Source organism: Chitinophaga sp. G7 BAM 1005, assembly GCF_057126945.1.
Map to the genome: position 1 here is coordinate 37,335 of NZ_CP181478.1, position 13,660 is coordinate 50,994.

The window sequence follows — 13,660 nt, forward strand, 5'->3', positions numbered from 1 at the left end:
GAGAGCAATGCAAGTCGAAAGGGGAGCTGACCATATTGGTTGGCTCCCTTTTTTAATGCCATACTGCAATGCACGCTGCAGTCAGTGTTAACGCCAGTAAAGCATAGTAGGCGGTCTTTGTAAACACCTTGTTACTAAAACGTATATTGATTAACGTTACCACTAGGAACATACCGGTTTTGGGTATTACTTTGTAATAATTGACCTGTGGATATTTCAGCGCCACCAGTATGATACCGGTTATCAGCAGTACAATGCCCAGGATCAATCCTTTGTGGTCGCGCACTTTCGTGTGGTAGTCGGACCATTGTGCCGCCAACACAGCGAGGTATCCTGCAAAACATCCGAAGTGTAACAGCAGCACAACACTAAAGAGCATGGGATGTTTTTTTAGCGGTGGAAGAAAGATAGTAACCGCCCAGTGCCAGCACCATTACAATAGCTACCAGGTGCTGAATCAGTTTGCCGGCCTCATAGGCCGGGTTGTGAAGCACCAGGCACAAATCCGTCACCGGCACAATAGTTCCTGCCAGCAACAGCACACCCAATGCGCGTCGCTCGCCGGTCCATAGTACACCTAGTATGGTAATACCGGTGAATAGGTCGCGGATACCTTTGATATAATGAAAAGAGAAGTTCCCGTTTACAGGCACGCTGATGCCAAAACCGGCTTCGGCCACCAGGGGATTCAGGAGAAAAAAGAGTCCGATAAATACCAGCAATATCCCCAGGGATAAGGTGCCGTAGAAAGCGATTTTTTCAGAGGTGTTTTTCATTTGTTACATTGTTTTATGATGATGCAACAAAAGTAAAATCCGCGTTTCGCACGTTCGTTCACCCAGGTTAATAAATCTACATCGACAGCCTTTTCCTGATCCGGCTTAAGGAAGGAGGCTTTACGCCTACAAAGGAAGATATATAATACTGTGGGATACGCTGCTGCAGGTCGGGGTAGCTGTTGATGAAGTGGAGGTAGCGTTGCTCCGGCTGGTCGCCATAAAAAGAGCTGACCTTTTTGATGGCTTGTAAATACAAGTGTTCGCAAATTAGCCGGCCAAATTTTTCGCCTTCTTTTACTGTGCTGTAAATCAGCTGAAGATTTTCATAGGAGATAGCCAATATTTTGGTGGGCTCAATACACTGGATGCTGCGTTGCGAAGCAGAGTGGTCGAGAAAGCTCTCGTAGTTACAGGTAAAATCATTTTCCTTTCCAAAATCAAGCGTCACATCCTCCCCGGAATCTTTGATACTGTGATACCGGATCAATCCTTTCTCAATAAATCCCGCTTCCCGGCAAACCTGTCCTTCCCGCAGGAAATAATCATTCTTCTCATATTCCCGGCTGATAAACAAGGAGGAAATGAATGATTGCTCGGCTTCATCCATGCGGATGAAATGCCCGATAGCGTTGATCAGGTTAGTGTGTATGCTCATCAGTAAGACGATTTATTTGTACCTGTATGCCTTGTTTTTCGGTGTCGGTTTTGGCTAACTGCCAGGCTCTCTGAAAACTAGCTTTTGCTTTTTCGTTATCGATATTTTTGTACAGTTCTCCGAGCAGCACATAATAGAAGTGGTTATTTTCCAGCTTTAGTTTTTCTGCTTCGGCCAGCGCTTCCCGCTGTCCGTTTGCTTTATAAAGGGCAAAAGTGCGGTTCAGCGCTACACTGGGAGAGTAATTGATCATCAGCAGTGCATTGTATAACTGCAGGATCTCTTCCCATTTCTCCGGCGTATCCTCTTTCACACAGTGCCAGTAAGCGATCCTGGCTTCGAGGTGATAGGAGCTTATCTCATTGCCTTCGGCAGAAAGCTGCAGGAAATAGATCCCCTGGTTAATCAATGCCTGATCCCACAGCGCTTCGTTCTGTGCTTCATACAATACCACTTCGCCTTCACCGGCCTGCCTGGCATTGAAGCGGGAAGCGTGAAAACACATGAGGGCAATAAGCGCATTTGTTTTGGGCAGGTTGGTTTTGTCGTAGGCGGTGAGCATCAATCCCAGCCGCAGTGCTTCCAGGCAAAGATCCTGTTGCAGGATCTGGTTCTGTGTCTGCGAGTAATATCCTTCGCTGAAAAGAAGATAGATGATGTGCAATACATTATCCAGCCGTTGCGGGATTTCACTTTCCGGCGGCAGCTCCATTTTAATTTTCTCTTCGCGCAGTTTTTCTTTCGCCCTGAATAATCTTTTATTAATAGTTTCCTTGTTGGACAAAAAGGCTTCTGCAATTTCATCTATACCAAAACCGCAAAGAATGCGCAGCGCCAGTCCTATCTGCGCTTCGCTGGCAATAGACGGGTTACAAATGGCAAAAAGCATTTGCAGCTGGCTGTCTTTGATATTTTCCTGCGAGAAATTCAGCGCTTCGGCATCATCTACCAGTTCCTGGCGCGCTATTATTTCTGGCAATACTTTTTTATCGAATATTTTATTTCTTCTGAAATGATGCAGTGTTTTTTGTTTGGCTACGGTATAAAGCCAGGCAGTAGGATTGGGAGGGAGTCCTTTAACGCCCCACGTTTCCGATGCGAGTAAAAATGTTTCACTCACAATATCTTCTGCTATCTCAATATGCTGCAATCCAAAAAGTTTGCTGATCACAGCTACCATCTTTGAGAATTCCTGCTTAAATAAATACTTCAGTGATTCGAGTTCCTTTTCCATACTAAAACAGTGAAAACCACTCTAATGAAAGAGTGGTTTTCTTTATTTCCCCTGATACCGGTTACGAAACTATTTCCCTGACTTCCACACAGCCTTTAGCGTCCAGCACCGGGCAGCCATGAGCCAATGTGGTAGCCTCTTCCAGCGTATCGGCCTGCACTACCAGGAAACCGCCCAGCCGTTCCCTGATTTCTACAAACGGCCCATCCGTAATAACGCCTCCTGCTTTTAATACTTTTCCTTCCGTAGAAAGGCGACGGCCATTACTCACCAGTTTGCCCTGTGCCGCAATACCGCCTGTCCAATCCTGCCACTTCTTCATCAGCGCCTGGAAGTCTTCCGCAGATAATTCGCGGTAGGCATAATCAGACTGGCGAAATAACAATAAGAATTCTTTCATCTCTTTATAATTTAAATCGTGGTGGAATATATGAATTAATTTGCTTTGGCGGCAAACATCCCTGGCTTGTAACTTCCTGCAGAGGTGCGGAAGGCAACGTTAAGACGGTTATAACTGTTAATGGTAGTAACTGCTATTGTCAGGTCTACAATTTCTTCCTCTGAAAACTGCTGACGTACCTGGTTATATACTTCGTCCGGTACGTCGCCGTTGGTGAGCCTGGTTACTGCTTCTGCCCAGGCAAAGGCTGCCCGCTCCCGATCAGTATACACAGTAGCTTCTCTCCAGCCTGCCAGCATATAAATACGCTGCTCTGTTTCTCCTTCTGCACGTGCATCTTTGGAGTGCATATCCAGGCAAAATGCGCAACCATTCATCTGAGATACCCGGAAGTAAATTAAATGCTGCAGGGACTTTTCAATGGATGATCCTGCAAGATACGCACCTACTCCATATAATGCTTTTACTGCGTTTGCTCCTTTTGTAAGAAGATTGATTCTCTGTTGCATGTTTTATAAATTTAATTGGTGATGAATTTGTTCGTTTATACACCAATAAGGATCGGGAAAAAGAAAATTGGACATCTTCCCGGAAATTTTTTTAAAATATTTTTCAGGGAGATGAGGAGCGGGTTTTAACGCATCTGCCCGGTAGTAAAGTGCTGCTGTTGACCATCCTTTTGATGTTTGTGTGCCGGGGCGGTACCTGCCGGCGGCAACCGAAGGGGAATAATTTTAGTGAATCAATTGTTAATCACGCCCGCTTTCACAATTGCAAAACACTCCAGCGGGCCGGAAATTTTTCTTTTGACGAATGATTCTACACTATTATCCGCGCATCGGAAAAATGCTGGCCCTTTTTGTTTTGGTGCTGCCATTTACCGCTATATCCGTAAAAGCCCAGGAAATAAGACCTTTATACAAGGACTCTATTCCCAACAGTATCGGGAAAACTGCACCGGCAGATGCCCCCACGATCACCATCTATAAGCCCGAAAAGCCCAACGGGGCGGCGGTGATCATCTTCCCCGGCGGCGCATACGCCTTCCTGGCCTTTGCGGAAGAAGGCACCAAAATAGCAGAAGCCTTCATTACAAAGGGAGTTACCGCCTTCGTGGTAAAATACCGGCTGCCTTCAGATGCCACCATGCGGGATAAAAGCATGGGACCCCTCCAGGATGCGCAGCAGGCCATTAAACTGGTACGGATGAATGCCGCGGAATGGGGGCTGGATCCGCATAAAATAGGGATCGCGGGCTACTCCGCCGGCGGACACGTGGCCTCCACGCTGGGCACACACAGCGGCAGGAGCTATGTACCCAATAAGGAAAACACCGATCTGCGCCCGGATTTTATGATCCTGGTATACCCCGTGATCAGCATGAATAAAGACCTGGCACATCAGGGATCAAGCATCAACCTGATAGGAAATGAGCCCTCCAAAGAAAAAATTGCCTTCTTTTCCAACGAAGAATGGGTGAACAATAATACGCCGCCGGCCTATATCACGCATACCAGCGATGATGCCGTGGTGAATGTAAATAACAGTATCGCCTTTTACCAGGCCATGTTGAGAGGAGGCATTCCCGCTGAACTGCATCTCTATCCCACCGGCAACCACGGCTTCACCCAACGATTACCCGTAAACGAATGGCTGGACCCTATGGTGTGGTGGATGAAAAGAGGGGGCTGGATCCCCAACACCCCCTGAGCTGATATTAAATCATGGCATAGCCGTATGAACAGGTTGCGCAGCAGGCCGCGAATGCAGCAGCTTGATCAGCGGCCGTTCTACTTTGTAGTAGAAGAAAATGCCTGCCGCCACCGCCAGTACCATATGCACGACAACAGAAAGGTCGGCATTCATGAAGTAACCGGTGGCGGCATATATCTGCGCGATGAAATAATAAAAAGTATAGTGGGTCAGGTAAATGGAATACGAAGCATCGCCTATCAGTAACCCCCATTTGTTATTCCAGAGCCTTGCCCAAACACCCCGTTGCTCCAGGAAAATACAACCGGCCAGGATACACGCACTCGGCAGGCCCCATAACAACACCCTTTTCAAACTGCCGGCGCCACTGGTCACGCTGCTCAGTTCAGAAATATTTCCAAAGCCATACACAATGTTATAAACGTATCCGCCGATGCCCAGCAATAGCAACAGCCCGGCCACGCCGGTAGCCACTTTTACGTGGCGGTACAGCCAGAAAATGATCACCCCGAAAAGGAACTCCAGCATGATAGGGTTGGTGTAAAAGATAAGCCTGAAATCAGCTGGCTTCAGCAGCTGTCCTGCCGCCACAAGCGCAGGGATAACAAGTAACAGCAATAAGGTTTTATATTTTGTACGGAACAGGATCAGGAAAAAGAAAAGGAAATAAAACCACCACTCAAAACTCAGCGACCAGCCTACCACCAGGATAGGCGCCAGCCACTTCTGCGAATTCAATAGCGGCAACATAAAAATGGTATCCCGCCATCCATAAAGAATAGCCGTGATCGGGTACATCTGGTCAAAAAAACAAAAGAATACCATATAGCACACACTGGCCACATAATAAATAGGATTGATCCTCAGGAAACGTTTCTTCAGAAAATCCACGCCATCACGCGCACCAAAATAGTTACTGGCCACATAGCTGATAATAAACCCCGATATCCCAAAAAAGAGGTCCACGCCAATAGCTCCAAAGTTTTCCAGGAAGTAAAATTTTTGCTGATGGGAAACGGTGAATGCTTCCTGTAAGTCGATGGCATGTACATGTACCACGAGGATAACTGCTACTGCCCTTAATAACTGTATGCTGTTAATCTTCATAAAAGGGATACTGATTGAGGGTAAAGGATGGCAACACCGGTCACTTTTGTGTAAAGCAAGTTAAACCGGGCGGCTGTAATTACACTTCAGTCAGTATCCTCTTGTTACTTACGTGCGCTGTTCCACGCTTCCCGGCTGATTGTAAACCAGTTAAGCATTGTTTGGTCCTCGTAAAAAGTGCCATCCAGGCTAAAGCCGGCCTTCTCTAAAACACGCTTCGACGCATCGTTTTTTACATCGGCAATGGCATAAATATTTTCCAGCCGGAGCTGGTTAAAACCGTAGTCCAGGCAGGCATGTGCGCACTCCGTCGCGTATCCTTTCCCCCAGTATTTCTTTATAAAACGGTAGCCGAGGTCATAGTAGTTAACATGGCCGTTGGTAGGTTCTTTTACCAGTTTTAACCCCGCCCATCCCACAAAGCGGTTGGTATCTTTTTCTATTACAGCCCATCTGCCAATGCCATTCTCCCGGTATTGCTGCCGGATAAACTGAATGACCTCCCGCGATTCTTCTATAGTGCGAACCGGCTTGTTGCCCAGGTATAAATGCACCGCTTCGTCTGAATCCAGTTCAAACATGCCGGCGGCATCAGCAGGTATCAGTTCCCTTAAAATCAACCGGGGAGTAGATGCGAAAATCTCCATACACGTGTCATTTGGCGCCGAATTTAACGGAACTATTGAAAAGAACAAAAACGGGAATTTTTATCTGGTCATCAACAGGAAATTACTTCCTGCTTCTGCTTCGTTGGATTTTTTCTGATACTGGTAAGGAGAGAAGCCCGCAAACTCTTTGAAGGCCCTGATGTAGTGGGACTGATCAGCATAGTCATGCTCAAAGGCAATATCAGACAACTTACTGTAGTTATTACTTTTTAACTGCTTTAAGGAATGCTGAAAACGGCATATCCGGGAAAATAATTTGGGAGAGATGCCAACGCCCTGTTTAAACCGGCGCTCAAAACTTCTTTCCGTTAACTGCAACTGCTGCCGTAAGTCTTTTAATGCAATACTGCCGCCGGATGCAATGATCTGTGATAATGCAAAGTGTGTAACCTCATCTGAAGACGTGCTGTGTTCATTGATCTGCTTAAATAGAAAAGCGGAAATGATGGCGATCTTCTCCGTTAAGGAAGGAGTGTTGCCTAATCTTTCTGCCAGGTAAAAATCCCTCGTAGCTGCCAGTATATCCAGGTCTAAACAGGAATTGGTTAACTCATCGGCATTCAAACCAAAAACAGATTTCAACGCATGCGGATAACAACATACCCCAATTGAACAGATGCTACCCGTTACATGCAGCTCGGTATACTTTGTCGTTTGACCATATAACAGCAAATCGGGTAACTCTTTGTTTTCCTGGTAGAAAGTACCATTATCAGACTGCTGGAGAATTAACCCCGGACAACCATCTGCCATTGGCCCGAGAATTTTAGGCACGTGGGCAACATCATCACTCTCCAGCGTCCAGAAATAACGGACGTGGTTTTTCAGATATGATGGCGGTGGTAGTTCCTGGTACTTCATTTTAGGACTGATGAATTATATTCAAGTTAAGAATTTTTAATGATTTCATGATAAGCCACTAAATTTGGAGACTAATTAGTTCCCCATGAGAATTGCATTACACCGTTTTATCAGCAGCCTGGCATTGTTATTAACTATCAGTACCGGATTTGCACAAAATAAAATAGTGGTTTTTCAATCGGACTTTGGTTTGAAAGATGGCGCGGTGTCCGCCATGAAAGGCGTAGCCTCCGGCGTATCGTTCGATCTGAAACTATATGACCTCACCCACGAAATTCCCGCCTATAATATATGGGAGGCCGCTTATCGCCTGGAACAAACGGTTCCCTACTGGCCTGCAGGCACCGTGTTTGTATCGGTAGTAGACCCAGGCGTAGGCACCAGCCGTAAATCGGTAGTGCTCAAAACAAACAGTGGTCACTTTATCGTAACACCGGATAACGGCACACTCACTCTCATCGCCGCCTCCGAAGGCATCGCGGAAATACGTGAAATTAATGAAGCCCTGAACCGCCGCAGGGATTCGCAGCAATCTTATACTTTCCACGGCAGGGATGTATACGCCTATACCGGCGCGCGACTGGCAGCAGGCGCCATTACCTTTGAAGAAGTAGGACCGGTATTAGCCAAAGAGGTTGTAAAAATACCATACCAGGCCGCGGTACTGGAAGATGGAAAACTGAAAGGGAACATCTCTGTCCTGGATGTACAATACGGTAACGTATGGACCAACATCAGCGCTGATCTGCTTAACCAGTTACATCCTCAATACGGCGATATACTGCAGGTAACGTTTTTCCACAACGGGAAAAAAGTACATCAAACCGCGGCGCCGTATAGTCAAACCTTTGGCGCCGTGCCGGAAGGAAAACCACTGAGCTACCTAAACAGCTTACTGCAACTGTCTTTTGCACTGAACCAGGGCAATTTTGCGGCCACCTGGCATATCGGAAGCGGTAGTGAGTGGAGTGTGGAAGTAATGTTATCTCCCAAAAAATAAATCATTCTATCAATTGGCAGCTGTGGGATTAGAGGACACCCTATAAAGATAAAGCAAAAAGCTATTGAAACCGAAGTCCGTTCCAATAGCTTTTCACAAACTATTCTTGTGCTATTGTAATACGTCCAGTATCGCGTGATCAATGCCCTGCAGCGTGTTTGCGGCCGGCTTAATCAGTTCCAGTACGGTGATTTTATTGCTGCCTTTTTTCAACCATTCTGCCGGTACATACAAGGTTTGTTGCGGACCTACCTGCCAGTATCTGCCGAGGTGATGACCGTTGATCCAAACGGCGCCTTTACCCCACTGCGTCATGTCCAGGTAGGTGTCGCCGGTAGCAGATAATGTAAAGCTGCCTTCTTTCAGAACAGGTGCATCGGTACCGGCAGCAGCAGGTTTTACCGCCGGCTGCACATCAAAGGGAAGTTTAAACTGCTGCCACTGATGAATGGCCTGGCCGTTAAATAATACCTGGCCGGCAATACCTTTTTTATTTTTAAGAAGATAAGGGCCAAAGTTGATACGTCCCAGATTTTCTACCAGGATGTCCAGGGTAACGGTGCCGGCTGGAAGGGTTACCTCCACGCTGTCCTGTGCCAAACGGCGGTCCAGGATGGCTACTCTTTTACCATTCACAAACACGAGGCCGTAGTCGCGGAGATCTTTTATTTTCAGCAGGCCACTGTGCCCGCCGGGAATGGTGGTGCGGTATAACACAAATCCATACGCCTGGTTCAGATCTTCAAACGTTAACGGATCTACGCTTTTAATGGCAGCCGGCAATTTATTGAAAACCGCAGTGCTGCGTTCGAAAGTGATCTTTGGCGTGGTGATCACCGGTTTCTTTGCAGGTACTTCCGGTAAAGTTACGCCAGCCGGGAGATGCCGGGCTATCACTTCGCGGAACTTCATGAATTTGGGCGTGGCGTTTCCTGCTTCATCCAGTGGCGCATCATAGTCGTAGCTGCTGATCTGCGGCTCATAAGGGCTCTTGTCGTTATAGTTGGCGCCATTCATATAGCCGCGGGTAGTGCCGCCGTGAAACATATACATGTTGATGGAAATGCCTGCTGCGAGTACACGATCCAACCTGTCGAGGAAGTTTTCATAGGGAATGGTATGGTGCTTTTGCCCCCAGGAATCAAACCATGCAGGGTACCATTCCGCAATATAAAAAGGTCCTTTGCCATTATGGTTTTCCCTTACCAGCTGTTTTACTTTTTGCGGATCATCTATCCCGTTTACTGCGGGCAGCAAACCGGGCAAATGACCTTTGGCTACATCAGCAGCCGGATCGCAGGTATAGAGTAGTCCGTCAAAACCCGCGTCAATAAACATCTTCCGGTTAATGTCCAGGTAACTTTTATCATTGGAATAAGAACCATACTCATTTTCTATCTGCACCATCAGGATGTTACCGCCATGATTTACCTGTAAGCCCGACAATTGTTTCCCAACTGCCCTGATATAATTATTATAAGCTGCGAGGTATTGCGGTTCCTTACTACGCACTTCAAGGCCCTTTATATGCTGCAGCCAGTAAGGATATCCGCCAAATTCCCATTCTGCGCAGGCGTACGGACTGGGGCGCAATACCACCCACAACCCTTCTTCCTGTGCTATTTTTACAAAGGCAGCTACATCGTTATTGCCGGAAAAATCGTAATGCCCTTTTTCAGGTTCGTGCATGTTCCAGAATACATAGGTGCCTATGGTGTTCAGTCCCATTGCCTTCGCCATTTTCAGGCGGTCGCGCCAGCTTTCGCGCGGAACGCGCAGGTAATGGATCTCTCCTGAAATCATCTGGAAAGGCTTGCCGTCCAGCAGGAAGGTAGAATCTCCTAACTGGAAAGTGTGTTGTGCAAACAACTGTATGCTGCACAATACCATTAAAATTACAACGCTTAGTTTTTTCATTGTTTATTGCTTAGGTTACCTGTCAATGTAACTACTGACCGTGGCGGAATATGAATGATGTTTCCGGAAATATAGCCTGGTTGCAGATTTTCGGCTGCGCTGGTGGTATAGCTGCGCATACTGCCTGCTTTCAATCCCTTGCAGTGGATGCTGGCATTGGCGGCAGTGCGGCCGTTATTAATCACTACTATCCGGAGGGTATTATCTTTGTTTTTATAAGCAGACAGATAGAGGTCTTTCAATGCTGTGCTGTCGCTCATCTCTGCCTGAACCCTTGTAGCGCCGGGCCTTATAAACCGGCTATAGTTACCTAACACCCACATCATTTTGGTATCGCGCAGCTGCCCGTCTGATTTATCTTTATCTATATAAATCAATCCATCTTTATAATTGTAAGGAGAAATGGCGAGCCACCACTGCCAGGCAGCAGCATTGGCGATGGTGAGGTCGGAGTGGATTACACGCGCCATATAAAGCGCTGCATCCATGCCCAGGTCTACACCGGAGCCGTTTATTTCTCCGGCATTATCTCCCAGGATACAATATTCGGATTGCCAGAATTCCAATCCGTTCAATGCGGTATGCAGCCGTTTTCGTATAGTGGTGGCCGTATCTTGGGGGGAAGTGGTAAAGTAACTATGTGCCGCAATTCCTTTGTACACATTGGGCAGATTGCCTACATACGTACTGCTGCGTGGATTAAAGAAGGCGTTTATCTGTGAGCCTTTGTCTGGCTTGTCTTCCAGGGCATACAGGTAATTTATTTTTCCTGCTTCTGTAATCAGTATTTTAACCGGCAGCTTTGCTTCGCTGAAAGTTTTGCTGATAGCTTTTGTGAAGCCGGCCATCTGTTCGTTGTTATAGGGGCAGCCTTCCTGTCCGCCATCGCTCCAATCCCACTGTGGTTCATTCACCGGGCTGATATAGTTGAGGCTAACGCCCGCGGCTAAACGTATTCCCAGTACTACTTCTTTCAAAAAAACGGCAGCAGCGGAATAGTTATCCGGTGAAAGATTGCTTTGTCCTTTATCTGCAAAGGCTTTGCCGTTGCGCGTAAACGCCACTGGCGGACTATTCAGGAAACCCAGGAAATCTGTAACGCCGCGTTGTTTCGCGGCCTGTAAAAACCAGAGCTGGCCGGATTGTTTTTTCCAGTTGTACGTATGATCCGGCTGCAGGAAAGATTCTGCGCGCCGCCATTCATCTTTAATACCACTGTTATCTCCCTGCTCTGCACTGCCGGCGCCAATATTAAAACGCCACATCGATAAGCCAATGCCTTTGGGCTGGCCATTGGCAGTAGTGTCGGTACTAAACAGCCAGTCGGCTATCTGGTTCCGTTTGGTATCCGGCCAGTTGCCGGTAAACTGCCCCGCCCACGCATCTGAAGCCGCGAAGTTGCGGATCGTTTGCGCGGTTTTATGTAGGTCGATGTTTACCTGGATAACGTTGCTGTTACTTTGTTGAGATGATGCAGTATGCAGCACAAAGCACAGTGGCAGTGAGCAAATGATTTTTTTCATGTTCCTAAACGCTTTGCTTCACACAAAGCCGCCGGAAAGTAGTAAAATGCCCGTTAAATATTTTTCAATTATGACAACCGGCAAGCTACACAGCAGCTTTGTGTGAAGCGGATGAGTGTTTAATAGCCCTTGTTCTGCTCCAGCTGCCCGTTGGAAGACAGTATTTCTGTTCTCGGAATTGGTAGCCAGTAATTTTTTTCGGCGAACAACCTGCCGGAAAGCGCTACTTTTCTTGTATACGTATATACGCCGCTGCCATTAACAGAAACGTCTACGCCATATGCTGGCACATTGTCTGTTACAATAGCTGTTTTCCAGCGCCGTACATCGTAGAAGCGATGTTCTTCAAACGCCAGTTCTATTTGTCTTTCGCGATGAATAGCGTCCCGCATCTGGTCTTTACTCAGGCCGGGTGTCAATGCCGGTTGCTGTACGCTGGCACGTTGCCGGATCTGGTTAACTGCGGCATATACGCTGGCATCGGGCCCTACGGCTTCATTTTGTGCTTCTGCGTAGTTCAGCAATATTTCTGCATAACGCAAATAGATCCAGGGCTGTAATCCGGCTACGTCCCAGGGATTATCGATCGGGTTATTGTCGTCCATAAATTTGCGGAGATAGTAACCTGTTTTGGTGGAGTTCCAGTTGGAAGGACCATCCTTTCCATCTTTTCCACCGGGAGAAAATGTTTGCACGGTAGATCCCCTGTATGGTGCGCCGTTATAAAGAATAGTGGCGTAGAAGCGGGCATCCCTGTTCACATAAGGGTTTTGCGGATTATAGCCGGAAGTTGGATCTGTAATCAGTTTACCATTCTTCATTTCATATGCATCTACCATATTCTGCAACGGTGTATTACCCGCCCATCCGCCGTAGCCATTGGCGCCATTGGATATTTCCAGGCATACATGGCGGGCGCCTATGGCATATTGCCGTGCGAAAATGATTTCATTGTTATCCGCTTTCAGGAATAGCTGGCTGTAGTTTGTTGCCAGTGTATACCTCGACAGGTCCATCACCGCTTTGGCTGCTGTGGCGGCTGCCTGCCAGGTGCCAACGTTATACAGCGGACTTGCAGCATATAATAACAGGCGTGCTTTCAGCGCCAGTGCAGCGCCCTGTGTAGCCCTGCCGGATTTCCAGCTGGCGTCATTGATAGCCGGCAGGTCTGCTGCTGCGGCGGTGAGTTCACTCACAGCATAATTCATAGATTCCTGCAGCGTGGCTCTTTTAAATAAAGCAGGGTCGGTGAGGTTGTCGGTGAGCTGGTACTCTTTGTCACCCATCATCACCACGCCGCCATAGTTGCGGATCAGGTCATGATACCGGAACGCGCGGATAAAACGTAATTCAGCAGTCAGCTTTTTACGCAGCGTGGCGCTCATTTCTACACTGTCAATGTTATTCAGTGCGTAATTACATTCCCGGATACTGCGATAACTTCTTCCCCATATGGTACCGGCAATACCTGTATTTTCCGGTGCAATTTGCCCTTGTTGGATCACCCAGGTATTGTCGTCGTTATTGTAAATGGATTCGTCGGTGATGGAGCTCCACAGGCCGTATTCAAAGCCTCTTCCAAAACCGGGGTTAGTACCTTCTCCTTCTTTATCCTGTAATTTAATGCTCAGGTACCGGTTAATCACATAGTTCTGAAACAGGGAGGAATCACCCAGTACGGCGTCGCCCAGGATACGGTCGGTAGGCGTAATATTCAGGTAGTCCTGCTTGCAGGAGGAAAATAATCCCGCAGCAGCTAAAGTTAAAGTGTATATAAAGTGTGTTGTTTTCATAACTGTTTTT

General features: G+C 47.2%; 14 protein-coding genes. 2 read left to right on the plus strand and 12 right to left on the minus strand.

Translation table 11 applies throughout. From position 1 onward, the window contains the following. Positions 1-52 precede the first annotated feature (52 nt). The 6 genes from ACMXI2_RS00175 to ACMXI2_RS00200 form a co-directional block, all read right to left on the minus strand. On the minus strand, positions 53-379 hold the full coding sequence (locus ACMXI2_RS00175) for a hypothetical protein (RefSeq protein ID WP_483779729.1): 327 nt from the start codon (positions 377-379) through the stop codon (positions 53-55). After that, the gene (locus ACMXI2_RS00180) at positions 369-776 is read right to left on the minus strand and encodes a DUF4267 domain-containing protein (protein ID WP_483779730.1); all 408 of its coding nucleotides are present in this window, start codon (positions 774-776) and stop codon (positions 369-371) included. Before ACMXI2_RS00180 ends, ACMXI2_RS00175 begins: the two co-directional genes overlap by 11 nt. A 76-nt stretch (positions 777-852) precedes the next feature. After that, a complete protein-coding gene (locus ACMXI2_RS00185) occupies positions 853-1,434 on the minus strand; it encodes a Crp/Fnr family transcriptional regulator (RefSeq protein WP_483779731.1) in 582 nt (193 codons plus the stop codon). Beyond that, positions 1,418-2,668 (minus strand): RNA polymerase sigma factor, encoded by a 1,251-nt coding sequence (locus ACMXI2_RS00190; protein WP_483779732.1) that lies wholly within the window; start codon positions 2,666-2,668, stop codon positions 1,418-1,420. Before ACMXI2_RS00190 ends, ACMXI2_RS00185 begins: the two co-directional genes overlap by 17 nt. Positions 2,669-2,729: 61 nt before the next feature. Beyond that, positions 2,730-3,068, minus strand: coding sequence for a YciI family protein (locus tag ACMXI2_RS00195; RefSeq protein WP_483779733.1), 339 nt, complete (start codon positions 3,066-3,068; stop codon positions 2,730-2,732). Between the two features lie 35 nt (positions 3,069-3,103). Further along, a complete protein-coding gene (locus tag ACMXI2_RS00200) occupies positions 3,104-3,577 on the minus strand; it encodes a carboxymuconolactone decarboxylase family protein (RefSeq protein ID WP_483779734.1) in 474 nt (157 codons plus the stop codon). A 304-nt stretch (positions 3,578-3,881) separates the two neighbouring features. Between ACMXI2_RS00200 and ACMXI2_RS00205 the strand changes: the two genes are divergently transcribed. Further along, positions 3,882-4,778, plus strand: a complete 897-nt coding sequence (locus tag ACMXI2_RS00205; RefSeq protein WP_483779735.1) for an alpha/beta hydrolase — start codon at positions 3,882-3,884, stop codon at positions 4,776-4,778. A 12-nt stretch (positions 4,779-4,790) separates the two neighbouring features. On the opposite strand, the gene ACMXI2_RS00210 is transcribed toward ACMXI2_RS00205, so the two are convergent. The 3 genes from ACMXI2_RS00210 to ACMXI2_RS00220 form a co-directional block, all read right to left on the minus strand. Then, positions 4,791-5,888 (minus strand): acyltransferase family protein, encoded by a 1,098-nt coding sequence (locus tag ACMXI2_RS00210; RefSeq protein WP_483779736.1) that lies wholly within the window; start codon positions 5,886-5,888, stop codon positions 4,791-4,793. Between the two features lie 104 nt (positions 5,889-5,992). Then, entirely contained in the window at positions 5,993-6,535 is a 543-nt protein-coding gene (locus ACMXI2_RS00215; protein ID WP_483779737.1) for a GNAT family N-acetyltransferase, read from the minus strand. 60 nt (positions 6,536-6,595) lie between these two features. Further along, positions 6,596-7,417 (minus strand): DUF6597 domain-containing transcriptional factor, encoded by an 822-nt coding sequence (locus tag ACMXI2_RS00220; protein WP_483779738.1) that lies wholly within the window; start codon positions 7,415-7,417, stop codon positions 6,596-6,598. Positions 7,418-7,502: 85 nt separating this feature from the next. Between ACMXI2_RS00220 and ACMXI2_RS00225 the strand changes: the two genes are divergently transcribed. Then, the gene (locus ACMXI2_RS00225; protein WP_483779739.1) at positions 7,503-8,417 is read left to right on the plus strand and encodes an SAM hydrolase/SAM-dependent halogenase family protein; all 915 of its coding nucleotides are present in this window, start codon (positions 7,503-7,505) and stop codon (positions 8,415-8,417) included. Positions 8,418-8,528: 111 nt separating this feature from the next. On the opposite strand, the gene ACMXI2_RS00230 is transcribed toward ACMXI2_RS00225, so the two are convergent. From ACMXI2_RS00230 to ACMXI2_RS00240, 3 genes are all read right to left on the minus strand, one after another. Further along, positions 8,529-10,334: a glycoside hydrolase family 35 protein gene (locus ACMXI2_RS00230; protein WP_483779740.1), complete on the minus strand. Its 1,806-nt coding sequence runs from the start codon at positions 10,332-10,334 to the stop codon at positions 8,529-8,531. Next, positions 10,331-11,857, minus strand: coding sequence for a glycoside hydrolase (locus ACMXI2_RS00235; RefSeq protein ID WP_483779741.1), 1,527 nt, complete (start codon positions 11,855-11,857; stop codon positions 10,331-10,333). The genes ACMXI2_RS00230 and ACMXI2_RS00235 overlap by 4 nt, the downstream gene beginning before the upstream one ends. A 119-nt stretch (positions 11,858-11,976) precedes the next feature. Beyond that, the gene (locus ACMXI2_RS00240; RefSeq protein ID WP_483779742.1) at positions 11,977-13,650 is read right to left on the minus strand and encodes a RagB/SusD family nutrient uptake outer membrane protein; all 1,674 of its coding nucleotides are present in this window, start codon (positions 13,648-13,650) and stop codon (positions 11,977-11,979) included. Positions 13,651-13,660: the final 10 nt, after the last annotated feature.

What these genes read in the sequence shown, in the direction of transcription:
- ACMXI2_RS00225 (WP_483779739.1), top strand. Translation starts at nt 7,503, where the DNA reads ATGAGAATTGCATTACACCGTTTTATCAGCAGCCTGGCATTGTTATTA.
- ACMXI2_RS00210 (WP_483779736.1), bottom strand. Translation starts at nt 5,888, where the DNA reads ATGAAGATTAACAGCATACAGTTATTAAGGGCAGTAGCAGTTATCCTC.
- ACMXI2_RS00235 (WP_483779741.1), bottom strand. Translation starts at nt 11,857, where the DNA reads ATGAAAAAAATCATTTGCTCACTGCCACTGTGCTTTGTGCTGCATACT.
- ACMXI2_RS00185 (WP_483779731.1), bottom strand. Translation starts at nt 1,434, where the DNA reads ATGAGCATACACACTAACCTGATCAACGCTATCGGGCATTTCATCCGC.
- ACMXI2_RS00205 (WP_483779735.1), top strand. Translation starts at nt 3,882, where the DNA reads ATGATTCTACACTATTATCCGCGCATCGGAAAAATGCTGGCCCTTTTT.
- ACMXI2_RS00175 (WP_483779729.1), bottom strand. Translation starts at nt 379, where the DNA reads ATGCTCTTTAGTGTTGTGCTGCTGTTACACTTCGGATGTTTTGCAGGA.
- ACMXI2_RS00195 (WP_483779733.1), bottom strand. Translation starts at nt 3,068, where the DNA reads ATGAAAGAATTCTTATTGTTATTTCGCCAGTCTGATTATGCCTACCGC.
- ACMXI2_RS00200 (WP_483779734.1), bottom strand. Translation starts at nt 3,577, where the DNA reads ATGCAACAGAGAATCAATCTTCTTACAAAAGGAGCAAACGCAGTAAAA.
- ACMXI2_RS00230 (WP_483779740.1), bottom strand. Translation starts at nt 10,334, where the DNA reads ATGAAAAAACTAAGCGTTGTAATTTTAATGGTATTGTGCAGCATACAG.
- ACMXI2_RS00240 (WP_483779742.1), bottom strand. Translation starts at nt 13,650, where the DNA reads ATGAAAACAACACACTTTATATACACTTTAACTTTAGCTGCTGCGGGA.
- ACMXI2_RS00190 (WP_483779732.1), bottom strand. Translation starts at nt 2,668, where the DNA reads ATGGAAAAGGAACTCGAATCACTGAAGTATTTATTTAAGCAGGAATTC.
- ACMXI2_RS00215 (WP_483779737.1), bottom strand. Translation starts at nt 6,535, where the DNA reads ATGGAGATTTTCGCATCTACTCCCCGGTTGATTTTAAGGGAACTGATA.
- ACMXI2_RS00180 (WP_483779730.1), bottom strand. Translation starts at nt 776, where the DNA reads ATGAAAAACACCTCTGAAAAAATCGCTTTCTACGGCACCTTATCCCTG.
- ACMXI2_RS00220 (WP_483779738.1), bottom strand. Translation starts at nt 7,417, where the DNA reads ATGAAGTACCAGGAACTACCACCGCCATCATATCTGAAAAACCACGTC.